Consider the following 26,401-nt stretch of genomic DNA (forward strand, 5'->3'; position numbering starts at 1 on the left):
GTGGCTATATTAGCACCGCTAACACTTAGCACTGCTAACACCGGAGGAGACATGACCATCATCATCGGCATCACCGCCACGCTCGCCATCCTGAGCCTCGCCGTCATCTTCGGCACCGACCTGAGTGTTGCCGTCGTGCAGCGCCCCGTCTACGCCGACCTCGACGACCGCACGTTGGTGCAGGTCACCGGCCGCGGCCACTACTACGGCGACCGGCGATTCCCGCCGATCGGCATCGGCGGCACGATCGCCGCCGCGCTCACCGTCCCGGCGGCGTTCCTCTGGGGGACGCCGGCCACCGGCATCCTGAGCCTCGCGGCCCTCGTGCTGCTGCTCGTCTGGCTGGTGCTCTTCGCCCGGATCTCCAAGCCCATCAACGCGAAGCTCACGGCCGCCGCGTTCGCCGACGAGGTCCCCGCCGATGCCCGCGACCTGCAGGCGCGCTGGGAGTCGATCATCGTGCTGCGGGCGACGCTCCTCGGCATCGCGATCGCGCTGCTGTGCGTGACGCTGCTCCTGCTGTGAGCGGCGGACGACGGATGCGAGCCGCCCGACCGGGCAGCTCGCATCCTCGTCTTGGGGGCTACTCCCCCGAGCTCGTGACGACGAGCCCGGTGCCGTCGGCGGCGACGTCCACCCGCACGGTGTCGCCGTCGCGCACGCGCCCGGCCAGCAGCGCCATCGCCAGGCGGTCCTGGATCTCGCGCTGCATGAGCCGGCGCAGCGGCCGGGCGCCGAACACCGGGTCGTAGCCGCGCTCGGCGAGCCACGACCGGGCATCCGGCGTGACCGCGAGCGACAGCCGACGGTCGTGCAGCCGCTGCTGCAGCGCGTCGACCGAGAGTTCCACGATCTGGGCGAGGTCGTCTTCGGTGAGCGCCTGGAACATCACGATGTCGTCGAGCCGGTTGATGAACTCGGGCCGGAAGGCCTGCCGCACGAGGGCCATGACCTGCTCGCGGCGCACCTCCTCGGACAGCGTCGGGTCGATGAGGATCGGCGAGCCGAGGTTCGAGGTGAGCACGAGGATCACGTTCGTGAAGTCGACCGTGCGCCCCTGACCGTCGGTGAGCCGCCCGTCGTCGAGCACCTGCAGCAGCACGTCGAACACCTCGGGATGCGCCTTCTCGACCTCGTCGAGCAGCACCACCGAGTAGGGGCGGCGCCGCACGGCCTCGGTGAGCTGACCGCCCTGCTCGTAGCCGATGTACCCGGGAGGGGCACCGACGAGCCGGGCCACCGAGTGCTTCTCGCCGTACTCGGACATGTCGATGCGCACCATGGCGTGCTCGTCGTCGAAGAGGAACTCGGCGAGTGCCTTCGCGAGCTCGGTCTTTCCGACGCCGGTCGGACCGAGGAACAGGAACGATCCGGTCGGGCGGTTCGGGTCGCTGATGCCCGCGCGGGAGCGCCGCACGGCATCCGACACGGCCGCGACCGCCTCCTTCTGCCCGATGAGGCGCTTGCCGAGCTCGGCTTCGAGGCGCAGCAGCTTCTCGGTCTCGCCCTGCATGAGGCGTCCGAGGGGGATGCCGGTCCATGCCGAGATGACCGCGGCGATGTCCTCGTCGGTGACCTGGTCGTTGACCATCCGGTCTTCGCTGTCTTCGGCGCGTTCCGCGGCGGCGATCTCGCGCTCGAGGCTCGGGATCTCGCCGTACAGCAGGCGCGACGCCTTCTCGAGGTTGCCCTCGCGCTGGGCGAGTTCGGCCTCGCCGCGGGCACGGTCGAGCCGGGTCTTCAGTTCGCCGACGCGGTTGAGCGAGGCGCGCTCGCGCTCCCACCGGGACTGCAGGTCGGAAAGGCGAGCCTGCTCGGCCTCGAGGTCCGTGCGAAGGGTCGCCAGGCGCTCCTGCGAAGCGGCATCCTTCTCGCGCTTGAGTGCCAGCTCTTCGAGCTTCAGACGGTCGACGTGCCGGCGCAGCTCGTCGATCTCGACGGGTGCCGAGTCGATCTCCATCCGCAGGCGGGATGCCGCCTCGTCGATGAGGTCGATCGCCTTGTCGGGCAGCTGGCGGCTGGGCAGGTAGCGGTGCGACAGGGATGCCGCGGCGACGAGCGCGCCGTCGGCGATGGCGACCTTGTGATGCGCCTCGTAGCGCTCCTTCAGGCCGCGCAGGATCGCGACGGTGTCTTCGACCGACGGCTCACCGACGTAGACCTGCTGGAAGCGGCGCTCGAGGGCGGCATCCTTCTCGATGAACTCGCGGTACTCGTTGAGCGTGGTGGCGCCGATCATGCGCAGCTCGCCGCGCGCGAGCATGGGCTTGAGCATGTTGGATGCCGCCACCGACCCCTCTCCGCCGCCCGCGCCCATCAGCACGTGCAGTTCGTCGATGAAGGTGATGACGCGTCCGTCGGACTCGGTGATCTCCTTGAGCACCGACTTCAGGCGCTCCTCGAACTGGCCGCGGTACATCGCGCCGGCGACGAGGGCGGAGATGTCGAGGCTGACGAGCTCTTTGTCTTTGAGGGACTCGGCGACGTCGCCCGCGACGATGCGCTGGGCGAGGCCTTCGACGACGGCGGTCTTGCCGACGCCGGGTTCCCCGATGAGGACGGGGTTGTTCTTGGTGCGCCGGGTGAGCACCTGGCTGACGCGGCGGATCTCGCTGTCGCGCCCGATCACGGGGTCGAGCTTGCCCTGACGGGCACGGTCGGTCAGGTTGATGCCGAACTGCTCGAGGGCGCTGCGGGAGTCCTCCTGTCCCGGCTGCTGTGTTGCGTTCATCTGTCTCCTAGAAAGCTGCGAGACTCAAACTTGAGTCGTTGTGGCTCAAGTTTAGCAGAGGCGATTTCACGGCTCAAGGTCGGCGGTCGTGCTACCGCACGACCCCTGATCGCCCTATCCTTTGGCCATGACGGACGATCCGACGACGACGGATGCCGCGGCGAAGACGCCGGCGAACATCCCGCTCGCGATCCTGGTGTGCGCAGGGATGCTGTGCCTTGTCGTGAGCGGAATCCTCTGGGGCAGCGCCTCGCACGTGTTCGACGGATTCAGCGACCCGCTGCGCTGGGAACTGCTCGATCCGACCACAGCCGCATGGATCGTCGTGCTGTTCTGGGTCGGCATCCTGTGCCTGATCGGCGCGCTCGTGGCCTCCGCCGTCGGCTTCAGCGTCGACCGGGCACTGGCAGCCCATGCGGCGACGCCCCGCCGAGCGCCCGCGCCCGGGCGGACGCCGAGCGACGACGCCGCTCGGTCTCCGTCCGAGTAGTCTCGGGCCCACGTCGCGCAGACTCCTGCCTCCGGAATCCCCTTCAGGTGCCAGCTTCCCACGGCATGACCACAGAACCTGACACCTGAACCTGCGCCCCGACGCGTCGCGCGGCGACACTCGCCGACACGCCCCGTCACGCACGACGCGCCGTTGCCCAGGTTCCTCCCAGGTTCGCGATACTGTGAGCGCGGGCACCACCTGGGGCCCTCCGGATGCGCGGAGCCCCGCGACATCCACTCGTCTCGGCACCGCGCCGACTCGAAGGGAGAGCTTGAAATGACTGACAACACCGTGACCAAGTCGGGCTGGGCCGGCTGGGGAACCTTCGCCGGCGTCGTGCTGATCATCGCGGGCGCGCTGGACGCGCTCCACGGTCTGCAAGCGATCATCGGCCCGAACACCGTCTTCTTCATCGCCAAGAGCGGCCTGTTCCAGATCAACGTCGCCGGCTGGGGCTGGTGGCACCTGATCCTCGGCCTCGCCGTGCTGTTCGCGGGCATCGCGCTGCTGGGCGGCGCGAAGTGGGCGCGCGTCGTCGCGATCATCCTCGTGGCGATCAACGCGATCGGCCAGCTCACGCTCATCGACGTGCAGCCGTGGCTGTCGATCGGCGTCCTCGCCCTCGACATCGTCGTGATCTACGCGCTCACCGTGCACGGCAAGGAGATCGACAAGGCCTGACCTCGTCACCACAGCGGAAGAGCCCCGGGGCATCCCCGGGGCTCTTCTGCATTCATCGATTCTGCGGTCACGCCTCGCCGCGCTTGATGAGGCGACCGGTGGGCGTCTGCCCGTCGACGGTCCCGCCGCGCAGCACGGTGCGACGCACGACCCCCGACAGCTCCTTGCCGGCGTACGCCGACACGGGGTTCTTGTGGTGCAGCTTGGCCTTGTCGACCACGAAGGTCGCCTCGGGGGCGAAGACCGCGAAGTCCGCGTCGTTGCCGACCGCGATCGCGCCCTTGCGCGAAAGACCCGCGACCCGCACCGGGCCGGTGGTCATCCAGCCGACGACGGTCTCGAGCGGGATGCCGCGCGTCTGCGCCTGCGTCCACACCAGCGGCAGCCCGAGCTGCAGCGACGAGATCCCGCCCCACGCGGTGGCGAAGTCGCCGCCCGCAGGCTCCTTGAGGTCGACCGTCGCCGGCGAGTGGTCCGAGACGATGCAGTCGATGACGCCCTCCTCGAGACCCTGCCACAGCAGGTCGCGGTTGGATTCCTCGCGGATCGGCGGGCAGCACTTGAACGCGGTCGCGCCGTCCGGGATCTCCTCGGCGGTGAGCGTCAGGTAGTGCGGGCAGGTCTCGACCGTGAGGCGCACGCCCTCGGCCTTGGCCGCCCGGATCTGCTCCAGCGAGTCCGACGACGACAGGTGCAGGATGTGCGCCCGGGCGCCGGTGGTGCGGGCGCGGTCGATGACGTCCTTGATGCCGGTGTTCTCGGCATCCCGCGGGCGGGATGCCAGGAAGTCGTCGTAGTGGGCGCCCGGGGTCTGCGGAGCGTCCTCGATGACGTGGGCGTCTTCGGCGTGCACGATCAGCAGGGAGTCGAAGGTCTTGAGCTCGGCCATGTCGGCTTCGACCTCGTCGAGCGGCAGCGGCGGGAACTCGTCCACGCCGGACGGCAGCAGGAAGCACTTGAACCCGAACACGCCCTCGTCGTGCAGCGGATGCAGGTCGGCCGTGTTGCCAGGGATCGCGCCGCCCCAGAATCCGACGTCGACATGCACCTGGTCGCGGGCGACGTCCTGCTTGGTGTGAAGCGCCTCGACGTTCACCGTGGGCGGGATGCTGTTCAGCGGCATGTCGATGACGGTGGTGACGCCCCCGGCGGCGGCGGCGCGGGTCGCCGAGGCGAAGCCCTCCCACTCGGTGCGGCCGGGCTCGTTGACATGCACGTGGCTGTCGACGAGGCCGGGAAGCAGCACCTCGTCGTCCTGGACCTCGATCACCTCGGTGCCCGAGAGGCCGGTGCCGAGCGGTTCGATCGCGGCGATGACGCCGTCGGTCACGCCCACCTCGCGCGGACCGAAGCCGTCGGCGGTGAGCACGCGGGCACCCCGCAGGACGAGGTCGTACGTGTCTGTCATGAGAGCCCTCCCTGGGCGATGTCGGCGGCGTCCGCGGCGATGCGGGCGCCGATCTCGGTGACGAACCGGGCGGCCTGCGCGATCGCGGTGGGCACGTCCGGTGCGAGGTCGGTGAGAGCGTAGGTCCGGGCGAAGCCGGCCGCACTCAGCTGTGCGGGGGTGAGCAGGGTGCGCCCGCAGATCGCGATCACCGGCACTCCGGCATCCTTCGCGACCTGCGCGACCCCGATCGGCGCCTTGCCGCCGAGGCTCTGCTCGTCGAGGCTTCCCTCACCGGTGACGACGAGGTCGGCGGATGCCACCCGCTCGGCGAGTCCGGTCAGTTCCTGCACCACCTCGAGGCCCGGCCGCCGTTCGGCGCCGAGCACGGCGAGGGCCGCGTAGCCGACACCGCCCGCGGCACCCGCGCCCGGGGCGTCGACCACGTCGCGCACGCCGGGCTCGCGCACGAGGAACGCGGCGTAGTGGCCGAGCGCGGCATCCAGCAGCCGGACGTCCTGCGGGTCGGCGCCCTTCTGCGGCGCGAACACGGCTGCGGCGCCGCGCTCCCCCAGCAGAGGGTTGTCGACGTCGCCGGCGAGGATCACCGTCGCATGGGCGAGGCGTCCGTCGAGGTCGGACAGGTCGACCGACGCCAAGTCGGCCAGGGCCGCGCCACCCGGGGCAACGTCGCGCCCCGTGATGTCGGTGAGCTTCGCGCCCAGCGCCTGCAGCATGCCGGCGCCGCCATCGGTGCAGGCGCTGCCACCCACCCCGAGGATGATCGTGGTGCAGCCATGGTCAAGGGCCGCGCGGATGAGGTCACCGGTGCCGCGGCTGGTCGCCGTGAGAGGCGCCAGCAGGCCGCCCGGCAGCACGTCCAGGCCCGAGGCGGCGGCCATCTCGATGATCGCCTGGTCGTCCTTGACCGCGAACTGCGCCGTGACGGACCCCGAGGTGGGGCCCGTCACGGTCGCGTTCACGGTGGTGAATCCGACGGCGAGGGCGGCAGCAACCGTGCCCTCCCCGCCGTCGGCCACCGGAATCGCGTCGACGTGGATACCGGCATCGGCATTCCGGATCCCCTCGGCGAGCGCCGACGCGACCTCGGACCCGGTCAAGGATCCCTTGAACTTGTCCGAAGCGATGAGGATGCGCATGGTCTCAGTCAAGCAGGGCGTAGATCGCCTCGGGCGCATCGGCCGGCGACGCGGCGAGGTCCTCGAACTCGTTCACCGTGTCGAGGTCGGCGCCCATGGCGATGTTGGTGACGCGCTCGAGGATGACCTCGACGACCACCGGCACCTGGAACTCGTCGCGCAGTCGCGCGGCCTCCGCGAAACCGGCGGCGAGGTCCTCGGGACGCTCCACCCGCAGCGCCTTGCAGCCCAGCCCCTCGGCGACCTTGACGTGGTCGACGCCGTAGCCGGTGGCGATCGAGCCGGAGTCCTGCGGGGTGTTGACGTTGTCGAACGCCAGGGACACCTCGTAGTCCATCTCGAACCCGCGCTGCGACTGGCGGATGAGCCCCAGGTAGCTGTTGTTGACCACGACGTGGATGTAGGGCAGCTTGTGCTGCGCGCCCACGGCGAGCTCTTCGATCATGAACTGGAAGTCGTAGTCGCCCGAGAGCGCGACGACCTGCTCGCCCGGCTTGCCGCGCACGACGCCGAGGGCGGCGGGTCCCGTCCAGCCCAGCGGGCCGGCCTGGCCGGCGTTGATCCACTTGCGCGGGCCGTAGGCGTGCAGCAGCTGCGCGCCGGCGATCTGCGACAGGCCGATCGTGGTCACGTAGGTGGTGTCGCGGTCGAACGCCGAGAGCATCTCCTGGTAGACGCGGTGCGGCTTCATCGGCACGTTGTCGAAGTTGGTCTTGCGCTGCAGGCGCGCCTTGCGGTCGCGGCACTCCTGCGCCCACCCGTTGTAGTCGGGCAGCTCGGCGACCCGGTCGCGGGCGGCTTCGAGCAGCGCGTCGATGAACGCACCGGCATCCGACACCACGCCGTAGTCGGGAGCGAACACGCGGCCGATCTGGGTGGGCTCGATGTCGACGTGCACGAACGTGCGGCCCTTGCGGTAGGTGTCCAGGCCTCCGGTGTGCCGGTTCGCCCAGCGGTTGCCGATGCCCAGCACGAAGTCGGACTCGAGGAAGCTCGCGTTGCCGTAGCGCTGCGAGGTCTGGATGCCGACCAGGCCCGCGGCCAGCGGGTGGTCGTCGGCGATCGCGCCCCAGCCCATCAGGGTCGGGAACACCGGCACGCCCAGCGTCTCGGCGAGCTCGACGAGCTTCGCGGATGCCCCGGAGTTCACGATGCCGCCGCCGGCGATGATCGCCGGGTGCTGGGCGGCGACGAGCAGGTCGAGCACCTTCTCGGCCTGCGCGCGGGTCGCCGTGGGCTTGGCGACCGGCAGCGGCTCGTACGTGTCGATGTCGAAGTCGATCTCGGTCATCTGCACGTCGAACGGCAGGTCGATCAGCACCGGTCCGGGGCGACCGGACCGCATGATCTGGAACGCCGACTGGAAGACGCCGGGCACCTGCGCACCCTCGAGGACGGTCTTGGCGAACTTGGTGACCGGCTTCGCGATGGAGGCGATGTCGACGGCCTGGAAGTCCTCCTTGTCGAGCTTCGCCACCGGCGCCTGGCCGGTGATGCACAGCATCGGGATGGAGTCGGCGATCGCGGCGTAGAGGCCGGTGATCATGTCGGTGCCGGCCGGGCCGGAGGTGCCCAGGCACACGCCGATGCGGCCGTCGCCGGTGCGGCTGTAGCCGTCGGCCATGTGCGAGGCGCCCTCGACGTGGCGGGCGAGAGTGTGCCGGATGCCGCCGTTGGCGCGCATCGCGGAGTAGAGGGGGTTGATGGCAGCCCCGGGCAGGCCGAACGCCTCGGTGGCGCCCTCCTTGATCAGGATCTGCACGATGGCGTCGACGGCGCGCATGCGGGTCATGGGAGTTCTCCTAGTTCTTCGCGGTCGTTGAGCGAGGAGCGGAGCGACGAGACGAAACGTCTGTGCTCCACGCGTTTCGTCTCGCTGCGCTCGCTCAACGACCGGTGGTAGATGGGTCAGTCGCGGCCGGCGAGCTCGTTGGTGAGCTTGAACAGGCCGGAGTGGTCGAGACCGCCGTCGCCGCGGGCGACGAGCGAGGTCACGAGCTGTGCGACGGCGGAGCCCAGCGGCACGGTGATGCCGGCCTGGCGGGCCGCTGCGGTGACGATGCCCAGATCCTTGTTGTGGAGGGCGAGGCGGAAGCCGGGGCCGAAGTCGCGGTCGAGCATCTTCTGCCCCTTCTGGTCGAGCACCTTGGAGCCGGCGAGACCGCCGCCGAGCACCTTGAGGGCGGCATCCGTGTCGACGCCGAAGGCTTCGAGGAAGACGACGGCCTCGGCCAGCGCCTGGATGTTGACGGCGACGATGAGCTGGTTGGCCGCCTTGACCGTCTGGCCGGCGCCGGAGGGACCGACGTGGACGATGGTCTTGCCGATGGCATCCAGCACGGGCTGGGCTGCGGCGAAGTCGCTCTCGGAGCCGCCGACCATGATCGACAGGACGCCGTCGATGGCGCCCTGCTCGCCGCCCGAGACGGGGGCGTCGACCGCGCCGAAGCCGGCGGCGACGGCCTCTTCGGCCAGTTCCTTGGCGACGTCGGGGCGGATCGAGGAGTTGTCGATCCACAGCGCGCCGGCCTTGGCGTTCGCGAAGACGCCCTCGGAGCCCTGCACGACGGCGGCGACGTCCGGCGAGTCCGGCACCATCGTGATGACGACGTCGGCGTCCTCGACGGCATCCGCGATGCTGGATGCCCCCTGGCCGCCCGCCTCGACGAGCTTGTCGATCGCGGCCTGGCTGCGGTTGTACCCGGTGACGGTGAAGCCGCCCTTGATGAGGTTCTTGGCCATGGGCAGGCCCATGATCCCGAGTCCGATGAATGCGACGTTGGTCATTGTTCTCGTTCCTTCAGCGTGTGTCTGCGGGCGCGGTTCAGGCGCGGGTCCAGGCGAAGGCGTCCGCCTGCGTGGGCTTGTACTCGAGGCCGATGACGCCGGCGTAGCCGCCGGCCTTGGCCTCGGCGATCCAGGTGGCCAGCGGCAGCTCGCCGGTGCCGGGCTCCCCGCGACCGGGGGCGTCGGCGATCTGGATGTGACCGAACTCGGCGGCGTGGTCGGCGATGACCGCCGAGACGTCGTCGTTGTTGACGGCCAGGTGGTAGAAGTCGGCGAGGAGCTTGACGTTGTCGACGCCCTCCTCGTTCTTGACGCGCTCGATGATCGCCAGTGCGTCGTCGGCGGTCTTCAGCGGGTAGGTGTCCATGCCCGAGACCGGCTCGAGCAGCACGACGCCGCCGATCTTGGCGACCGCACGACCGGCCGCGGCGAGGTTCTTCACGGCCAGGTCGTCCTGCGCCTTCGGGTCGGCGCCCGGGATGCGGTTGCCGTACAGCGCGTTGAACGCCTTGGTGCCGAGCCGCTCGCCGATGCCGACGACGACCTCGATGTTGTCGGCGAACTCGTCCTCGCGGCCGATCCAGGACACCAGGCCCCGGTCGCCCCCGGGCATGTCGCCGGCGAAGAAGTTCAGGCCGGTCAGCTGCACGCCGGCATCCTGCACGGCATTGACGAACGCGTCGACCTCGTCGCCTCCGGGCACGGCCTCCGAGAAGGGCCACCAGAACTCGACGGCGTCGTACCCGGCAGCCTTGGCCGCGGCGGGGCGCTCGAGCAGCGGGAGCTCGGTGAGGATGATCGAGCAGTTGACCGTGTACGTCATCGTCGTCACTTTCTGTTCGCCTCCGGAGTTTTCACGATCCGGAAGTGGATTCTTGCCTGATGAAAGAGTACGACAGCTCGCGCGGGCGCGTCAAGACCCCGTTGGGAGTCAACTCCGGCCCGGATCGCGGCCGGGAACAGGAGGATGACCGGGGGCAGGCTGATTCCGGCCGATCGGGCCTGTTCTCGGCCATCCGCCTGTTTTCGGCCGGCCCGGGCCGGGCTGCGAGGTCCGCCATGAGCGGAAGGCCTCTGCTACGCTGACGCGAACCAGTCCCGGTCCTGCAACCGACAGATCATGCCCACCCAAGGTGGGTTCAGATGAAAGCAGGATCGCAATGACGCGCGTCAGCACGTTCTCACTCCCCCGACCCGCAGGCTCCGGTCGACGAATCGGAGCAATCGCCGCAGCAGTGACACTGCTCGCCGCGGGCGCGATCAGCTCCGCTCCATCCGCACAGGCCGCGCAGTCGGACTGCGCGTCCGGACGCGCGTGCGTCTGGTCGGCCTACGACTACCACAACGACTTCCTGCAGGGCTGGGCGGCCTGGACCTACTGTTTCGACGACTTCAACGACGGCTGGAACATCAATGACAAGGGCTCGTCGTTCTACAACAACGGAAACAGTGAGACTGCATACGTCTATCAGTATAAGAACGCAGGCGGTCCGCGTATCTCCCGGCCCCCCAAGTCCGGCTACAAGGATCTGAACACCGTCCACTTCAATGACCGCGCGTCGTCCGGGTACTTCTCCTCACGCATCAACGACGTCGGAAGCTTCGCGTGCCGGTAAGGGGAGGCATCCGATGGCGTATGCAAAACGCGGCTCTTCACTCTTCTCCCTGATCGTGCTGGGTCTCACGACGGCCCTCCTGCTGTCGTCGTGCAGTACGCCTGAGAGCGAGAACAGCAGTGCATCAACTCCACAGATCGAGAAGAATCAGCAACAGTGGGCAATGCCGCTTGATGAATTCATCGTCGATCCGACCGAGCTGGGCAACTACGCTGAGCAACTCCTCATGGGCAAGTGCCTCACGAAACTCGGATACCAGTGGGACGTGCCGTGGCAGAACATCGAGTTCAGGTCCCCAGCGAACTACAACGGCATCGGACTCAGGCTCTTCGATGTGGAGATCGCCCAGAAGTGGGGCTACCACGACGCACCCAAACCCGACCCGGAGTCCGCAAGGAGGTGGGAGGAGTTCGTCGACTCCACGAACTCGTACGAGTCCGGCCCGACTTTCGAGAAGAAGTTCTCGTCGTGCCTGCGGAAGGTGAGAGACCCGCGGTCACTGCAGGTTTCTGATCAAGCCAATTACGTCATGGGCCTCAAGTCCCAGGCTATCGACGTCGCGAACACGAAGCCCGCGGTGCGCGAGTCGCTCAAGGGGTGGCGGAAATGCCTCGCCGATCAGTACAGCTTCGCGGTTCCAGCGATCCCACAAGACATGCCACCGAAGCCGCTCGACAAGAAGTTCAAATCGAGTGGTTCTGTTGCGTCGGCCGAGGAGATCGAGCTCGCGGTCGCGGACGCGAAATGTCGGGATTCGAGCGGATGGGCGGCCGCCCTGTACCGAGCGGAGTGGGATGCCGAGACCACGCTGGTGAATGAGAATCGCGACAAACTCGACCGCATCCGCACGGAGGCCGTGGCGTTCCGCAAGAAGATGCTGGCCGTCGTGGCCGCGAATGCGCCGCAGCCGTGAACGCGCGTGGTGCGACGCCCGGGCGCCTTCGCTGGACGGTCGGAATCGCCGTCGCAATCGGAGCGATCGCGGCCGGATGGTGGCTGGCATCCTTGTTCCAATCCTCCGACCAGCGCGAGGCGAATGCCGCGGCGCCGTCGCCCTCTCCGATCGTCGCCGCCGTCACGACGGGAACGCTCGAAGCGCGAACCTCCTTTTCGGGCGAGGTCGTGGCCTCTTCGCAACGTGCCGTGACGTTCACTGCGCCCGCGGACGCGACGACCGCAGTCGTGACGGGTCGCCCGCTGAGAGTCGGCACGACTCTGCACGACGGCGATGTGATGACCGAGGTGAACGGCCGCCCCGTGTTCGCGGTGGCGAGCGCGTTCGCGTTCTACCGAGACATGGCAACCGGAGACTCGGGCCCGGACGTGATTGCGCTCCAGAAGGCACTCGCGAGCCGCGGGTACGGGGTCGAGGCCGACGGAGTGTTCGGTGCCCGGACGGAGCGCGCCGTGCGCGCCTGGTACGCCGATGCGGGATACGCGCCGACGGCCCAAGCCGCCCCGGCATCTGCCGACGGCCCTGCCTCGGGTGCATCGGGGCCGGCTGAGGAGACCACCCGATCTGACGCTGTCTCCGTGCCGTTGTCCGAAATCCTGAGTGTGCCCTCCCTCCCGATCTCCGTGGTCAAGGGCACTGCGATCGGCAGCGCTGTCGGGGTGAAGGGAACCCCGGACCTCGTGCTCGGGTCGACGAAGAAGATCGTCTCCGTCTCAGCAGACCCCGCGGCGATGGCAAGCGTTTCGAAGGGGGATCGCGTGACACTCGTCATCGGCTCGAAAGAGGTGGACGGGCGAGTGACCTCCCTCCTCCGCGTCGCACCTGACTCAGGCAGCGCTTCCGACGGAGACGGAACGTCGCCGGGGAAGGACTCTGTTCCGGCGCCCGAGGCATCCCTCGTCGTCACACCGACCTCACCGCTCCGCGACGTGGCGCTCGGCACGTCCGCGCGCGTGACCATCGAGCGGCAGATCGTTGCGAAGAAGTCGCTTCTGGTTCCGGTCGTCGCCGTCACCGACCGAGGAGGAGTCAACAAGATCGTCCTCGTGCGCAGGAAGGACGGGAGCTTCGTCGAGGTTCGTGTCACGGTGCTGGGCACCCTTGACGGGCAGGCGGCTGTCGCCTCCACGAAGAGCGGAACACTCGAAGCCGGAGACGAAGTGAGGGTCGGCTAGCGTGCCGTTCATCAGCCTGCGCGACGTCTCTCGTTCGTACTCGTCGGGAGAAGGTCCCCCGCTGCACGCGTTGCGCGGAGTCAGCCTCGATATCGACAGGGGTGAGTTCGTCGCGATCGTCGGACCATCGGGCGGGGGCAAGAGCACCCTGCTCAATATCCTCGGGCTGCTGGATGACCCTTCGTCGGGTCAATATGCCCTCGATGGCGAGATCGTCACGGCGGGGCGAGGCGGCACCGCCGCCCGGACTCGCGCCGAGAAGATCGGCTTCGTCTTCCAGGCGTTCCACCTGCTCGAGAAGCGTCCCGCCGCCGACAGCGTCGAGCTGGGACTGATGTATCAAGGCATCGGTCGTGACGCACGTCAGGTCGCGACCGAACAGGCGCTGGAGTCGGTGGGACTTCCGGACAAGACGACCCAGAGCGTCTCGACGCTGTCGGGCGGACAACGCCAGCGCGTCGCGATCGCTCGCGCAGTCGCGACGAACGCCACGCTGATCCTCGCCGATGAGCCCACAGGTAACCTCGACTCGGCCAACGCGGCGGTCGTGCTCGACGAGCTCGAACGGATCAATCGCGGCGGGGCGACGATCGTCGTCGTCACGCATTCTCCGGAGGTCGCCGCGCGGGCGAGTCGGACAGTCCGGATCATCGACGGCAGCGTCCACACCGACGAGACTCGATCACCGGAGGCGCCCGACGACGGCCGGGATGAACCGGGTCCGGAGGCCGCGACGACGTCTGCTTTCGGCAAACGGACGCGGCTGCGCACCGCCGACATCCTGCGTGATGCGTGGGCATCGGTTCGGTCACGTCCGGGCCAGACCTTCGGGCAGGCCGCCGCCGTCGCAATCGCCGTCGCATTGATGGTCGCGACGCTGGGCCTGTCGGCGTCCGCCCGCGGCCAGGTGTCGGCGACCTTCGACGCGCACCTCAACCGGGAGGTGTCCGCACGATGGTCCGGCGACCTCGCGCATTTGCCGCCTCTGGCCCAGATCGTGCCCCGCGCGTCAGCTGTCGCGGGCGTCGAGGCGGCCGCGGCCGTCGTCGACCTCGGTCCCAAGACGATCGCTTCGTTGTCGGCGCGCCGCGAGGTGCAGCCGCACCTCGTGAGCGGGAACATCGTTGCGGCTGCGCGCCTGACCGTCGCGGAAGCGAACTGGCACAACGGTGCACTCGCGCCGCGGGAAGCGTACATCGGCGACCTGCTCGCCGAGGATCTCGACATCGGCGACGCCTCCCGCGCTCCTTCGATCACGGTGGACGGTGAGCGGTACGTCGTGGCCGGAATCATCACGAAGTCGTCCCGGCTTCCGCTGTTGCGCGGCGAAGTGCTGCTCGGCGGAGCGCCGGAGACCGACATCCGCCACGCATCGGACATCACCGCGCTCGTGCTGACATCGGCCGGTGCCGCGCCCCAGGTCGCTCGCCAGCTCCCGATCGCCATGAACCCCTTTCTGCCGAAGAGTCTCGTCGTGACCGCGCCGACGGATGCCACGAAGCTTCGCGGCCAGATCGAAGGCGGTGTGCAGGCGACGATGACGGCATTCACCCTGGTGGCTCTGATCGTCGCCGTTGCCGCGCTCGTCAACGCGACCCTGCTCGCGCTGAATTCCCGCCGCGGCGAGATCGGGATGCGCAAGGCCGTCGGCGCACGTGACGCGCACATCGCATCACTGATCACAGCCGAGTCGGCCTACGTCGGGATACTCGGAGGAGTGGGCGGCCTCTTCGCGGGCATGATCGCCATCCTCGTCGTCACGATCAGTCAGCATTGGGCCCCGGTGTTCGACCTCGTCCTCCTCCCGGTCTCGATCGCCGTCGGCCTCGTCGTCGGAGCGTCCGGCGGTGCGCTCGCGGCCATCCGTGCTGCACGCCTGCGGCCGGCCGAGAACCTGCGCGCCTGACGCGGGTGAGGCGACGGCCGGCATCCGACCCGTGGTCGCGACCCAGAACAGGAGGATGTCCCGGAACAGGCCGAATCCCGCCGATCCGGCCTGTTCTCGGTCATCTGGCTGTTTTCGGCCGGGGCGCGCCTCGCCTCGACCGGGTCAGCCGCCGGCGGCGACGGCTGCGGCGTACACCTGCTGCACGTACTCGGCTGAGTGGTTGTAGGAGAAGATCGCGTCGGCCCAGCCCTGGGCGGACGCGAGGTCGTGACCGTCGGCGCAGAGGTAGCGGCCGGCGGCCAGGGCGGCGTCGAAGATGTCGTCGACGTCGCGGTGGCCGTCGCCGTCGCCGTCGGCTCCCCACTGCGCCCACGTCGACGGGATGAACTGCATCGGGCCGCGCGCCGTCGTCCATCCGCCGCCGGCGTCCGGGATCGCCTGATTGCCGCCCGTACCGTCGAGCACGGGCCCGCTGATGGGGGTCGACGACCGCCCGTCGGCGCGCAGCATCCGGCCGCCCGTCGTCCCGTTGGCCGACTCGACGGTGCCGATCCCGGCGAGCGTGCTCCAGCCGAGATGACACGCGGGCTGCTCCTGCTGCAGCCGCAGGGCGGCATCCCCGTACGCGGCGACCGCGACGGCGGGGATGCCGGTGGCGGCCGCCGTGGCATCCACCCACGCCGCGGACGCCCTCGGGGGTCCCGCCGGGTCACGGCCCGGTGCCGGCGCGGGCGCGACCGTCGCCCCCGCCGGCGCGGCCTGCTCGGCGAGGACGGCGAGCACGGCATCCGGACCGACGCTCCGGTCGCCGACGCCGATCAGGATGCCGGCCGCGGCGAGAACACCGGCCAGCACGACGACGCAGGCGATCGTGCGGGCCCGCCGTCGCGACGCCGTCATCGCCGTGGTGCGGCCGCGCTCACCCGAAGCGGCCGTTGACGTAGTCGGCGGTGCGCGGATCCTGCGGACGCTCGAACATCGCCTCCGTGGGGCCGTGCTCCACGATGACGCCGGGGGTTCCGTGCGAAGCGAGGAAGAACGCGCACGAGTCCGAGACGCGGGCCGCCTGCTGCATGTTGTGGGTGACGATCACGATGGTGACCTCCTCGGCGAGGGTGCGCATCGTCTCCTCGATCACGCGGGTCGAGGTGGGGTCCAGGGCCGAGCACGGCTCGTCCATGAGCAGCACACGCGGCTTGATCGCCATCGACCGGGCGATGCACAGGCGCTGCTGCTGCCCGCCCGACAGCCCGCCGCCGGGCGAATCGAGGCGGTCCTTCACCTCGTTCCACAGGCCGCCGAGCTGCAGGCAGTGCTCGACGAGGTCCTCCTTCTCGGACTTCGACGCCTTGGTGCCGGTGAGCTTCAGCCCGGCCAGCACGTTGTCGCGGATCGACATCGCCGGGAAGGGATTCGGCTTCTGGAACACCATGCCGATGTCGCGGCGCGCCCGGGTGACCCGGACCGTCGCGTCGTAGATGTCCTCGTCGTCGAGCATGACCCGGCCGGCGAGCGAGGCGCTCGGCACGAGTTCGTGCATGCGGTTGAGGATGCGCAGGAACGTCGACTTGCCGCATCCGGACGGGCCGATGAGCGCGGTGATCTCCCCCGCCGGCATGGTCAGCGAGACCCGGTCGAGCACCTTGTGGTCGCCGAACCAGGCCGAGACGCCGACCGCCTCGAGCTGCGCCAGCGGCGCGGCGGGACGGGCCTCCATGGGAATCGGGAATCCGGATGCGGGAAGCTGCCGGGTGTCGGCCGTCGAGATCGGCGTCAGGGTCATGGGGTCCTCAATCGGGTGGGAGGGTTCAGTACAGGTTCGGGAGCACGATCACGATCTGCTCGGCCAGCTGCGTGCCGACCAGGAGCGCGACGCAGAGTCCGACGATCCAGGTCTGCCACGTCCCCCAGCGGCGCAGGGCGAGGATGATCGCGACGGTCACGGCGATGGCGAGTTCGCCCCACAGCAGCAGCGGCATCCATCCGGAAGGGTCCGAGGCCATCGGCTCCTCGGCCGCCGAGACGGAGCCCAGGCGCAGCACGGGCTGGGGCGTCGGGAACGCCTTGCCGACGAGGTCGGCGTCCACGCGCACGACGGTGCCGGAGGAGAACGGGACCCCGGCGGAGCTGACGAGGGTCAGCCGCCCGGCCGTGGCCGACGCGAGCGCCGGCGCGTGGGTGCCGGCGTACCTGACGTCGACGACCCGGTAGGTCGCGGTGCCCTGACCGGTCGTGGTGACGATCGTCGAGCCGACCTTGAGGGACTCGAGGCCGCTGAACGGGCCGCCGTATCCGGCCTGGCGTCCGTAGAGGACGCTCACACCCTGCTGGCCCGGGAGCGGGGTGTCGCGGCGGTGGCCGGGGCCGGCGAGCAGCGTGCTGCCGGTCGTGCCCTCCACGACCGTGTCGGTGATGCCGAGCGCCGGGATGCTGACCAGCGCCACCGGGGCGCCCATCGGGAGCAGGGTGCCCTTGGCATCCACCTGCCCGATCGGTGCGGTGCCGAGCGCGAGCTGGTTGCGGAACCGGCTGTGGAGCACCTCCTGGGAGCGATGCTCGGCCAGGTTCGAGAAGACGAGGAGGTGGAAGACGAATCCGACGAACAGCGCGGCGAAGGTCACCATCGCCCAGCCGGACAGCTGCAGCAGCGTGCGGTCGGACGGACGCGGGATGGCCTGACGCAGGTGCGCGTGGCCGGAATCGAAGCGGCGTGACACCGCCCCGGCCGAAGCCGGGACGGTGTCACGCGCGAGGGATGCGGACTCCGACAAGGTCAGAAGACCGCCAGCGTCGTGAGCTTCGTCGACGCCGTCTTGTTCACGTTGGCGTCACCGGTGTACGACACGTACACGTAGTACGTCCCCACCGGGAGCTTCGGCAGCGACGCGGTGGCCTTGCCGCCGACGAGCGACACGATGCGGGTCGCCTTGATGGCGGTGCCCTTCTTGATGGTGACGGTGACCTTGCCGGTCGGGGTGAGGCCGGTCGCTGCGACCGTGACGACGGCCTTGCCGGCGACCGTGTGCGAGACGCGCGCGGCGGTCGCCTTCACGGTCGGGGTGGCCTTGGCGACGGTGATCGAGCCCTGCGCGATCGAGGCGAAGTAGATGCCGGAGAGGTTCGGCGTGAAGCCGTCGTTCGCGCCGCCGCCGAAGGAGATCGTGCCGGCCTTCGGGGTGGGGACGGTGAACTTCGCCGTGGTCTGACCCTTGGCGATCGTGGCCGAGTACACCTTGCCGTTGACGGTCAGCGCGACGGAGCCGCCGGCGTTGCCGATCGACTGCACGGCGACGGTCACGACGGTCGACTTGCCGGCGACCGCGGCCGTGTGGGTGACGGTCACCGTGGCGCTCGAGCCGACGCCGGCGGTGCGCGAGGGGTTGCCGCAGTTGGCGTCCGTCATGAATCCGTAGGCCAGGATCGCCTTGGCGTCGAGGCAGAACTTCGAGCCGGCGCCGACGAAGGTGTCGTACAGGGCGCGGTACTTGACGTTCGCGTTCGGGTTGTCGACCGCGGCGGTCGGGATGAGGTTGAACACCTCGCGGGTGATCGCCCCGACGCTTCCGGCCGGAGCCTTGTAGCCGGTGTTCGGCGTCAGGGTGGCGTTGGTCGACGCGTCACCGGTGTACGGGAGCACGCTCGCCGAGCCGTTGTCGAAGGGAATGAGCTCGTAGTCTGTGCCCGCCGTCTTGCCCGCGTCGGGGTCGGCGATGACGCCGTTGTGGTAGCCGATGAACTTCGCGGCCGAGAAGGGCGCGATCGCGGCGACCCCGGCCGGGGCGGAGGTCAGCACGGTGGCGTCGTGCTCCTGCGCCTGCTCGTGCGACGTGTTCATCTCGGAACCCACGTACGGAGCCGAGGTGCTGGTGTACGGGGCCGGGAACTCGGCGTCGCCCTTGTCGAGCTTGACCGGCACGGCGGAGTTCACCTTGTTCAGCTGCGTCAGGAAGAACTGGCGGCTGCCGGAGCCCGGCTTGGGCAGGAACGCCTGGATCGGCTCGGTCGTCGCGGTGGCCGTCGCAGAGAGCGCACCGGTGACGGTGTCGACGTACTGGTCGACACCGGCGTAGATGTTCGCCAGGTCCTCGAGCGTGAGGCCGAGGCCGCCGTTCGTCTTGAGGAACGGGCTTCCCGCCGGGGCAGCGAAGCTGATGGCGTCGATGGCGAAGGGGATCTCGGTGACGATGCCGGAGCCGTCGAACTTCTCGTTGTTGCTGTCCTGGAACCCGGAGGCGCGCGAGTAGTCCACATCGCCGGGGGCGACACCGTCGGTGCCGCTCGGCGCGATCATGCCGAGGGACTCCTTCAGCGCGGTGTAGCCCGCGCCGCTGCCGTTCGGATGGGCGGTGGCGACCGCGGGGACCCCGCCCGAACGGTACGACAGCGGGGTGGTGCCGGTCGCCGTCCACGAGGCGAGGTTGAGGTGTGTGCCGTCGTAGGTACCGAGGTCCTGGCTGACGCCGTACTCGACGTCCTGGATCGTGTCGGAGCCGACACCGACGAGCGTGTAGGTGCCGATGTGCGACGCCTGGGGGTCCTCCTGGTTGGCCGTCACCGGCGTGCCCGCGGCGTTCGCAGCAACCGCGCCGAGGCAGAGGCTCAGCGAGACGCCGGCGGCGAGGCCGGCACCCACCTTGCTGAAACGAGTCACCTTCATGAAGGTCTTTTCCTTTCTCAGGATGCTGTCCGCCACTCGCGGTCTCAGTCCGATCCGAAGCTAGGGTCGCCGGGCGGACGACAGGACGACGGATGGTGAACGATCCATGAAGCCTCGGCGACGTCAGGCGCGCCGCCGGGCGCGAGCGAGCAGGGTCGGCCCGAACACGGCGCACGGCACGAAGAAGCAGAGGGCGGCGAGGAGCGCGTACTGCCCGGCGGGGGCGACGCTCGCGGCGGGTGTGACCGATCCCGGGAGCTCCGCGGATGCCGCGGCCGCGGCGGGCGCCTTGCCCGTGTCGGATGCCGGGGCGGCGCCGACCGAGGAGCCGCCCGGCACACCCGGGACCGTCCCGCCGGCACCGGGACCGGACGGGATCGTCCCGGCACCCCCGCCGCCGGTGGTTCCCGTGCCCGCGGGCGGTGTCGTCACGGGCGGCGCGGCCTTGTGCGACGCGCACTGCGGGTTCTTCACCTCGGCGCGGAGGCCGGCGGCCGCAGCGGATGCCTGGGCCTTCTGCTCCGCCGTCAGGGGCGCGTAGCCGGGTGGCAGCTGGCCGAGCTTCGTGCCCTGCGCCTGCCCGGCGCCGGCGGCGTACTCGAGGAACGCGGCATCCGCGGTGAGATCCGACAGACCGGTCTGGCACACGTTGATCGCGGCGTACGTCTGCATGGTGAGCGGGTAGCCGCCGGGGACGCCCGCCAGCCCCTCGGCGAGCGCCGTCGAGGTCGGCGTGACCCCGGCCGACGTGTCGGTCGGCGACGAGACGAGCGCGGCGGTGGGCAGCCCGGACAGGGCGGCCGCCTCCGAGGTGGTGATCGCCAGCTCGAACCGGTTGCCGGGCACCTGGGGTCCGGAGCTCGTGGCCTGCGGCGGGCTAAGAGTGGTGTCCCAGGTGGTCTTCAGTCCGGCGTTCGCGGTGTAGGTGCGCACGGCGGCGTTGCCGAAGTCGGTCGCGTAGGGCCGCATGTCGAGCGTCCCGTAGCCGGGTGCGGGCCAGTCGCCGGTGCGGAACGTGGACGCGTCGTTCTTGGGGAACGACGAGACGGTGGCATCCGTGGCGAGGTTCAAGGCCTTGTACGCGCCGTTGATGGTCGCGCCGTCGACCTCGTTGCCGGCGAGGAAGCTCTTCGCCTGCGGGTCGGACCGCAGCCACGCCCACACCTTCATCGCCGAGTCGGTATCACCGAAGGGCACGATGAGTCCCTCCGGCGTCTGCGTCGGATAGAAGTATTTGAAGTCGGGGTTCAGCGCGAGGAAGTCGGGGTCCTGCAGCAGGCTGTCCGGGTTGGATGCCGGCACGGTGGCGCCCGCGCCGTGCCCGTCACCGGGGGTGTCGGACCGGTACGACTGGGTGAGGAGCTTCGCCACGAGCAGGGGGGTGAGGCGCAGGTCGTCGACGAGCGTGCCGTTGGCTCCGAGATCGGGGTTCGATTTGTCGGGCCGGTAGTTCTTGTCGATCAGGTAGCTGATGACGATGCCCGAAGTCGCCACGGGGGCGTACTGGATCGTGGCGCCGGCGGTGTCCGCGGCATCCGGCTTGTTCGACAGGAAGTTCATCGCCGTGCCGCCCGCGGTCAGGGCGGTGCGGGCCTGCGAATCGGTGATCTCGGAGTATCCGAGCGTCGCGCCCTGGCCGCACAAGGCGGCCTGCCACGAGGCGAACGCGCCCGCGGCGAGCTCGGTGCCGGCGGTGCGCACGGTGGAGGCGCCGAGCCTGCAGCTGGTGCCGATCGGCGAGAACGTCAGGGGGATCTGGATGCGGTTGCGCCACGCGCCGGCCGACAGTGGCGACCCGGCGACGTAGTTGTAGTTCGACCCGTACCCGGAGTCCTGCGCCTCGTCGGCGGCGAGCTCGCCGTTGAGGTTGTACTCGCCGCGCGGCACGACGACCAGATAGCAGCGGTCGCCGGCGGCGGCGGCCGCCGGATCGCCGCAGCCCAGATAGGGCGAGGTCAGCGCACTCTGCAGGTTGAAGATGTACTGCCCGGTGCCGTCGGCGGCCGTGCGCACGAAGGATGCCTCGTTGCTCTGCGCCGCGCCGAAGGGGGGCAGGTTGTACTGGTCGTTCATCCAGCCGAGCGCCGTCTTGTTCGGGTCGTCGATCGACCAGAACGGCACGAGGCATCCGGCTCTCTGGTGCGTCTGCGAGTGGGTGTGGTCGGCGGTGCAGGTGCCGTTCGGCAGCTCGGCGGGGTCGGCCTGCGCGCCGGTGAGGAGGCTCCGGGATGCCGCGGCGAGCCCCATCTGGCTGGACAGCGCTGCGTTCGGTGCGCCCCACTGGCACTGCTCAGGGGTGGGACCGGCGGCTCCCTTGCTCGCCCAGCACTGCATGATCTGCAGGTAGTCGCCGGGTGCGCCGGTGCTCTTGGTCGGGGTTCCCCCGGTCCACGAGACACGCAGACCCTGGTCGGTGAGGTCCTCGGTCTGCGACACGGTGACGGCGAGGTTCGAGAACAGCGGCTGGTTCTTGTCGGTCGGGTCGAGGGTGCGTCCCTCGCTCCACTTGACCATGACGGCACTCGACGTCGTCGCGCTGGATGCCGCGGCCGGCGCCGCGGTCGTGACCGCCATCGCGGCGGAGTACGAGCCGAGGGTGAGGTCGCCGATGAGCACCACGGCGGTGACGTACTTGCGCCAGCCGCGCAGGAACCACGCCCCGCGCATCAGTGGTTCTTCCGGTTCATCATGACGAGCACCGGGGGCGCGACGACGAGCAGCAGCAGGGCGGCGACCGCGATCCACACCGCCCACTGCGAGAAGGCCGAGGTCGTGTCGGCGGCGACCATCACCGGCGAGGCGGCGATGGTCGTGCACTGTCCGGTGTCCTGGTCGCACGACGTCTTGCCGTCGGGGTTGAGGAGGGTGACGGTGGCGTTGCCGCCGGTGCCCGCGCCCGTCCCACCCGATCCGGCGGACGTGCCGCCGGCTGCCGGGGTTCCGCCCTTCGGCACGCCCGGGGTCGTGCCGCCCGACGTCGTCGAACCGGTGGTGGTCGCGCCGCCTGCGGTGGAGCCGCTGGTGTGGTTGCCCACCGTGTTGTTGTCGCTCTGCCCCTGCGAGCTCGACGACTTGCTGCCGTGCACGGGCGTTCCGTAGGTGCACGTCGTCGCCGCGCCGGCCTTGTCGCACAGGTCGGGGTAGAGCGCGTTCACGGCGAGCGTGTTGGTGCCGTCGGACGAGAAGGTCGGGTTGTTGCAGCGCTTGATGTCGATGTTCTTCGCGACCGCGCCCGGGATCTTCTTCACCTGGGCCAGGCCCGCGCGCACCAGGTTGATCGGCAGCGGCGAGTACCCGAGCGTCGGCGCGGACTGCTGGCCCGCGCAGAGGGCGTAGTCGACGAACGCGCCGAGCGTGGTCCCCTTGCCCGTCGTGAACCCGTTCTGCAGCGCCGTCGGCACCACGAAGTAGGAGTACGACGAGATGGGATACGCCCGCGGGTCGGCGTCGGTGTAGACCGCGTCGAGGTTCTGCGTCAGATAGGTTTCGGGGTTCGACGAGTCGGTGTTGACCTTCGCCTTCAGCAGCGCGACCGCGACGTTGGATGCCGTCGGCAGCACATAGAACCCGGACTGGTTGAGGACCTTCGCGACCGGGTACCGGCTCTGCAGCGCGTACGAGTACTCGACGTACCCGATCGAGCCCACGTTGCCGGCCTGGGCGACGAAGCCGGCCACGCCGCTGTCGCCCGACTTCGCCTGCTGCACCGTCGGGTCGTACCGGCTGCACTGGGTGAAGAACGAGACCTCGCCGCACGACCACGAACTCGGGAAGCGCTTGGCCATCCACAGCGTGAACTGCGCCGTCGAGCCCGAGCCGTCGGAGCGCACGACCGGGGTGATCTTCAGCGACGGCAGCGCGATGCCCGGGTTCTCCGCCTTGATCTTGGCGTCGTTCCACTGGGTGATCCGGCCGGAGAAGATGCCCGCGATCGTCGGACCCGAGAGCTTCAGGTTCGTGAAGCGCTGGCCGCCCACGGTCAGGTTGTACATGAGCGCGGTGCCGCCGGCCACGTCGGGCACGTACGCGAAGCCGCGGCCGGGCACGCCCGGCGTGGTCCCCCGGATGCCGTAGGGCACGTCGGATGCCGCGAAGTCGTCACTGCCGTTGGCGTACCCGGTCAGGCCCGCGACCGAGCCGGTGGGGGCGAAGTTCACCGTCATGCCGGCGCTCCGGACGTTCGCGCGCCAGTCGTCGATCGCGTTCGCGGCCCACGACGATCCCTCTCCCGAGATCGGCGCGTACCCGGCGGCTTCGGCAGCGGGCGCGGCCGCGCCGAATCCGAGCGCGGCGAGGATGGCGATCGCCGTCATGAGGGCGGCGATCGGACGACGGCGGTTACGCACGAGGACTCCCGGGGTCGGGGGAAGACGAGTCGGTGGACGGTTCGGGGCGCACTGTACTGAAGGGCAGCGTGCGCCGGATCGGGACCTGCGCGCTCAGTTCCCGCACACGGGTCCACTGGTCGCGCATCCGGCGCGACATCCCGGCCCGGCGCTGCTTGCGCTTGGCCTTCTTCGCGACGGTCTGCGAGCCGAGCACGCGCGCCAGGATGAACAGCACCAGCACGAGCAGCATCAGCACGACCGCAGTCGCGAAGCCGCGCGCGATCATGGTGGGCTGCGGCGACTTGACGAACTCGAAGACCGCGAGCGGCAGCGACACCATGGGCCCGTGCAGCGGGTCGGTGTTCAGCGCCGCCGCGAAGCCCGCCGTGAGCAGCACCGGCGAGGTCTCGCCGATGCCGCGGGCGGTCGCGAGGATGATCGCCGTGGTGAGCCCGCCGCGCGCGGTCGGGAGCACCACGTCGCGCACCGTGCGGAAGTGGCTCGCACCGAGGCCGAAACTCGCCTCTTTCAGCGTTCCCGGCACCATCCGGAACACGACGTCCGCCGAGCGGATCATGATCGGCAGCATCATCACGGTGATCGCGAGCCCCGCGGCGAACCCGGACTTGTCCACGCCCAGGATCAGGATGAACGACGACAGCACGAACAGGCCCGCCACGATCGACGGCAGGGCCGTCATCGCCTCGACGATGGTGCGCACGAACCGCGAGAACGGGCCGGGGAACTCCGACAGGAACAGCGCCGTGGTGATTCCGAGCGGCACCGTGATCACCAGGGCGATCGTGATCTGCAGGAGCGTGCCGACGATGGCGTGGATGACGCCGCCCTGCGTGAGGGGCGACAGCGGACCGGTGGTCGACATGTCCTGGCTGAACAGGTTCGCGTGCCAGAGCGCCTGCCAGCCGCGCAGCAGCGGGTAGATCAGCACGCTCGTGAGGGCCAGCACGAGGACGAACGCGCCGGTGTGCACGAGCACCGCGACCACGCGGTCGACCATCACCGGGCCGGTCTCTTCGAGCCGGACGAGCACCGCGTAGATCGCGACGAAGAACACGTACGACACGAGGATGAATGCCAGCGGACCCTGGATCGGCATGACCTGCGTGGCGATGACCCCGGTCAGCGCGATCGCGGCGATGAGGGCGCCCGCCAGCGACAGCGTGTCGCCGATGCGCGCGCCGGCGGTCTGCCGACACTGCTCGGGCCCGGCCGGGGCATCGTGTCGCGGAAGCTCGGTCTGCTCGACCAGCTCGTCCGCGTCGACCGAGGCGCTCAACTGCTCGCCCCCGATCGGGAGCGGGCGACGACGAGGGATGCCAGGTAGTTGATGAGCAGCGTCATGAGGAACAGCGCGAGACCGGCGGCCATCAGCGCGGACAGCCCGAAGGAGTTGGCCTCCGCAAAGCTCAGGGCGATCAGCGACGACACCGAGATCGCACCGGACTGCAGGATGTGCGGCTGGATGGTGAACACCGGCGAGATGATCATGTACACCGCGATCGTCTCGCCGAGCGCCCGGCCGAGACCGAGCATCGTGCCGCCGATCATGCCGCCGCGGCCGAACGGCAGCACCACGGAGCGGATCACGCCCCAGCGGGTCGACCCGAGTCCGAGCGCGCCCTCGCGCTCGCCGATCGGTACCTGCGAGAACACCTCGCGCATGATCGAGGTGACCACCGGGGTGATCATGAGGGCCACGACGAAGCCGGCGATGAGGGTCGACGAGGTGAAGATCGTATAGGTGGAGATGGGCGTGTCCGGGCCGACATCCTTGACGTGGAAGATCGGGATCCACCCGAAGTTCTGCGCGATCCACGCCGACACGGGCGCGACCTGCGCCTGGAAGAAGAAGAATCCCCACAGGCCGAAGACGACCGACGGGATGGCCGCCATCAGGTCGATGACGCCGACGAGGATGCTCTTCATCCGGCGCGGCGCGTACTCGGTGATGTAGAGCGCCGTCGCGGTCGACAGCGGCACCGCGACGCACACGGCGACCGCGGCGATGAAGATCGTGCCGGGGATGACCGCTGCGATGCCGAACTGGTGGGCGTCGGTGTTCCACGCCTGGGTGGTCAGGAACGACACCCCGGCCTCGTCCAGGGCGGGCGTCGCCTTGATCGCGAGGAACGCGCCGATCAGCAGCATCACCGCGAGCACGGTGACGCCGCCCGACGTCGCGACCCCGCGGAACAGCTTGTCCGGGAGGTCGCGGACGACCTTGATCTTCCGGGGCTGATCGGCGGGAATCTCGATCACCTCGGTCTCCGTCACCGCGTGCACCGTCTGAGTGTGCTCAGTCCGGATGTCCGCGCCGCGACCGCCCGGTGAACGGACGGTGCACGTCCCGTGCCCGCCCGCGACTTCCGCCTTCAGCCGACAAGATTCGCTCCCGGTGGCGACCGTTCTTGTCGGTTGAGCGTCGCTCCTCTTGCTTCAACCGACAAGATCGGTCGCGCGCAGCTGCAATTCTTGTCGGTTGAGCGATCACCCGCCGGACACGACAAAGGCCCGGCATCCCG

Annotated in this window: 21 protein-coding genes; 7 read left to right on the plus strand and 14 right to left on the minus strand. The window is 69.6% G+C overall.

What is annotated here, in order from left to right; all coding sequences use genetic code 11:
• The first annotated feature begins 51 nt into the window (after positions 1-51).
• Positions 52-525, plus strand: coding sequence for a DUF1772 domain-containing protein (locus LK09_RS10435; RefSeq protein WP_039399034.1), 474 nt, complete (start codon positions 52-54; stop codon positions 523-525).
• A 58-nt stretch (positions 526-583) separates the two neighbouring features.
• On the opposite strand, the gene LK09_RS10440 is transcribed toward LK09_RS10435, so the two are convergent.
• Complete coding sequence (locus LK09_RS10440; RefSeq protein ID WP_082008191.1) at positions 584-2,731, minus strand: ATP-dependent Clp protease ATP-binding subunit; 2,148 nt, start codon at positions 2,729-2,731, stop codon at positions 584-586.
• A 127-nt stretch (positions 2,732-2,858) separates the two neighbouring features.
• Here LK09_RS10440 and LK09_RS10445 point away from each other — a divergent pair, with 127 nt between their 5' ends.
• Both LK09_RS10445 and LK09_RS10450 read left to right on the plus strand, forming a co-directional pair.
• The gene (locus LK09_RS10445) at positions 2,859-3,221 is read left to right on the plus strand and encodes a hypothetical protein (RefSeq protein WP_039399036.1); all 363 of its coding nucleotides are present in this window, start codon (positions 2,859-2,861) and stop codon (positions 3,219-3,221) included.
• A 279-nt stretch (positions 3,222-3,500) separates the two neighbouring features.
• Complete coding sequence (locus tag LK09_RS10450; RefSeq protein ID WP_039399038.1) at positions 3,501-3,905, plus strand: DUF7144 family membrane protein; 405 nt, start codon at positions 3,501-3,503, stop codon at positions 3,903-3,905.
• Positions 3,906-3,972: 67 nt separating this feature from the next.
• Here the strand turns inward: LK09_RS10450 and allB are convergent, their stop codons facing one another.
• From allB to LK09_RS10475, 5 genes are all read right to left on the minus strand, one after another.
• Positions 3,973-5,313: an allantoinase AllB gene (allB, locus tag LK09_RS10455; RefSeq protein ID WP_039399040.1), complete on the minus strand. Its 1,341-nt coding sequence runs from the start codon at positions 5,311-5,313 to the stop codon at positions 3,973-3,975.
• Complete coding sequence (locus LK09_RS10460; protein ID WP_039399041.1) at positions 5,310-6,452, minus strand: glycerate kinase; 1,143 nt, start codon at positions 6,450-6,452, stop codon at positions 5,310-5,312. The genes allB and LK09_RS10460 overlap by 4 nt, the downstream gene beginning before the upstream one ends.
• A 4-nt stretch (positions 6,453-6,456) precedes the next feature.
• A complete protein-coding gene (gene gcl / locus LK09_RS10465; protein WP_039399050.1) occupies positions 6,457-8,244 on the minus strand; it encodes a glyoxylate carboligase in 1,788 nt (595 codons plus the stop codon).
• 116 nt (positions 8,245-8,360) lie between these two features.
• Positions 8,361-9,239: a 2-hydroxy-3-oxopropionate reductase gene (locus tag LK09_RS10470; RefSeq protein WP_039399051.1), complete on the minus strand. Its 879-nt coding sequence runs from the start codon at positions 9,237-9,239 to the stop codon at positions 8,361-8,363.
• Between the two features lie 37 nt (positions 9,240-9,276).
• The gene (locus LK09_RS10475) at positions 9,277-10,062 is read right to left on the minus strand and encodes a hydroxypyruvate isomerase family protein (RefSeq protein WP_039399130.1); all 786 of its coding nucleotides are present in this window, start codon (positions 10,060-10,062) and stop codon (positions 9,277-9,279) included.
• Between the two features lie 337 nt (positions 10,063-10,399).
• Between LK09_RS10475 and LK09_RS10480 the strand changes: the two genes are divergently transcribed.
• From LK09_RS10480 to LK09_RS10495, 4 genes are all read left to right on the plus strand, one after another.
• Positions 10,400-10,855, plus strand: a complete 456-nt coding sequence (locus LK09_RS10480) for a peptidase inhibitor family I36 protein (RefSeq protein WP_082008192.1) — start codon at positions 10,400-10,402, stop codon at positions 10,853-10,855.
• A gap of 13 nt (positions 10,856-10,868) precedes the next feature.
• Positions 10,869-11,768, plus strand: coding sequence for a hypothetical protein (locus tag LK09_RS10485; RefSeq protein ID WP_156138729.1), 900 nt, complete (start codon positions 10,869-10,871; stop codon positions 11,766-11,768).
• 230 nt (positions 11,769-11,998) lie between these two features.
• Positions 11,999-12,985, plus strand: coding sequence for a peptidoglycan-binding domain-containing protein (locus LK09_RS10490; RefSeq protein WP_156138730.1), 987 nt, complete (start codon positions 11,999-12,001; stop codon positions 12,983-12,985).
• 1 nt (position 12,986) lies between these two features.
• A complete protein-coding gene (locus LK09_RS10495) occupies positions 12,987-14,891 on the plus strand; it encodes an ABC transporter ATP-binding protein/permease (protein ID WP_039399059.1) in 1,905 nt (634 codons plus the stop codon).
• Positions 14,892-15,035: 144 nt separating this feature from the next.
• Here LK09_RS10495 and LK09_RS10500 read toward each other — a convergent pair whose 3' ends face one another.
• The 8 genes from LK09_RS10500 to pstC form a co-directional block, all read right to left on the minus strand.
• Entirely contained in the window at positions 15,036-15,773 is a 738-nt protein-coding gene (locus LK09_RS10500) for a lytic transglycosylase domain-containing protein (RefSeq protein ID WP_039399060.1), read from the minus strand.
• Positions 15,774-15,792: 19 nt separating this feature from the next.
• Positions 15,793-16,590 (minus strand): phosphate ABC transporter ATP-binding protein, encoded by a 798-nt coding sequence (locus LK09_RS10505; RefSeq protein ID WP_039399131.1) that lies wholly within the window; start codon positions 16,588-16,590, stop codon positions 15,793-15,795.
• A 91-nt stretch (positions 16,591-16,681) separates the two neighbouring features.
• Positions 16,682-17,590: a sortase gene (locus LK09_RS10510; protein WP_156138732.1), complete on the minus strand. Its 909-nt coding sequence runs from the start codon at positions 17,588-17,590 to the stop codon at positions 16,682-16,684.
• Between the two features lie 56 nt (positions 17,591-17,646).
• The gene (locus LK09_RS10515; protein ID WP_039399062.1) at positions 17,647-19,530 is read right to left on the minus strand and encodes an Ig-like domain repeat protein; all 1,884 of its coding nucleotides are present in this window, start codon (positions 19,528-19,530) and stop codon (positions 17,647-17,649) included.
• A 123-nt stretch (positions 19,531-19,653) separates the two neighbouring features.
• Positions 19,654-22,197 (minus strand): hypothetical protein, encoded by a 2,544-nt coding sequence (locus LK09_RS10520; RefSeq protein WP_039399064.1) that lies wholly within the window; start codon positions 22,195-22,197, stop codon positions 19,654-19,656.
• On the minus strand, positions 22,197-23,876 hold the full coding sequence (locus LK09_RS10525) for a phosphate ABC transporter substrate-binding protein PstS (protein ID WP_231563013.1): 1,680 nt from the start codon (positions 23,874-23,876) through the stop codon (positions 22,197-22,199). The genes LK09_RS10520 and LK09_RS10525 overlap by 1 nt, the downstream gene beginning before the upstream one ends.
• The gene (gene pstA / locus LK09_RS10530) at positions 23,869-25,155 is read right to left on the minus strand and encodes a phosphate ABC transporter permease PstA (RefSeq protein ID WP_231563014.1); all 1,287 of its coding nucleotides are present in this window, start codon (positions 25,153-25,155) and stop codon (positions 23,869-23,871) included. The genes LK09_RS10525 and pstA overlap by 8 nt, the downstream gene beginning before the upstream one ends.
• A complete protein-coding gene (gene pstC / locus LK09_RS10535; protein ID WP_231563015.1) occupies positions 25,152-26,162 on the minus strand; it encodes a phosphate ABC transporter permease subunit PstC in 1,011 nt (336 codons plus the stop codon). Before pstC ends, pstA begins: the two co-directional genes overlap by 4 nt.
• Positions 26,163-26,401 lie beyond the last annotated feature (239 nt).

This window comes from Microbacterium mangrovi (genome assembly GCF_000802305.1).
In the GTDB taxonomy this organism is placed as follows: domain Bacteria; phylum Actinomycetota; class Actinomycetes; order Actinomycetales; family Microbacteriaceae; genus Microbacterium; species Microbacterium mangrovi.

Bases quoted from the DNA above. Each gene is read 5' to 3' on its own strand.
- LK09_RS10480 (WP_082008192.1), top strand. From the start codon at position 10,400: ATGACGCGCGTCAGCACGTTCTCACTCCCCCGACCCGCAGGCTCCGGT.
- LK09_RS10500 (WP_039399060.1), bottom strand. From the start codon at position 15,773: ATGACGGCGTCGCGACGGCGGGCCCGCACGATCGCCTGCGTCGTCGTG.
- LK09_RS10520 (WP_039399064.1), bottom strand. From the start codon at position 22,197: ATGCGCGGGGCGTGGTTCCTGCGCGGCTGGCGCAAGTACGTCACCGCC.
- LK09_RS10485 (WP_156138729.1), top strand. From the start codon at position 10,869: ATGGCGTATGCAAAACGCGGCTCTTCACTCTTCTCCCTGATCGTGCTG.
- LK09_RS10505 (WP_039399131.1), bottom strand. From the start codon at position 16,590: ATGGAGGCCCGTCCCGCCGCGCCGCTGGCGCAGCTCGAGGCGGTCGGC.
- LK09_RS10450 (WP_039399038.1), top strand. From the start codon at position 3,501: ATGACTGACAACACCGTGACCAAGTCGGGCTGGGCCGGCTGGGGAACC.
- LK09_RS10475 (WP_039399130.1), bottom strand. From the start codon at position 10,062: ATGACGTACACGGTCAACTGCTCGATCATCCTCACCGAGCTCCCGCTG.
- LK09_RS10435 (WP_039399034.1), top strand. From the start codon at position 52: ATGACCATCATCATCGGCATCACCGCCACGCTCGCCATCCTGAGCCTC.
- LK09_RS10445 (WP_039399036.1), top strand. From the start codon at position 2,859: ATGACGGACGATCCGACGACGACGGATGCCGCGGCGAAGACGCCGGCG.
- allB (WP_039399040.1), bottom strand. From the start codon at position 5,313: ATGACAGACACGTACGACCTCGTCCTGCGGGGTGCCCGCGTGCTCACC.
- LK09_RS10470 (WP_039399051.1), bottom strand. From the start codon at position 9,239: ATGACCAACGTCGCATTCATCGGACTCGGGATCATGGGCCTGCCCATG.
- gcl (WP_039399050.1), bottom strand. From the start codon at position 8,244: ATGACCCGCATGCGCGCCGTCGACGCCATCGTGCAGATCCTGATCAAG.
- LK09_RS10515 (WP_039399062.1), bottom strand. From the start codon at position 19,530: ATGAAGGTGACTCGTTTCAGCAAGGTGGGTGCCGGCCTCGCCGCCGGC.
- LK09_RS10460 (WP_039399041.1), bottom strand. From the start codon at position 6,452: ATGCGCATCCTCATCGCTTCGGACAAGTTCAAGGGATCCTTGACCGGG.
- LK09_RS10440 (WP_082008191.1), bottom strand. From the start codon at position 2,731: ATGAACGCAACACAGCAGCCGGGACAGGAGGACTCCCGCAGCGCCCTC.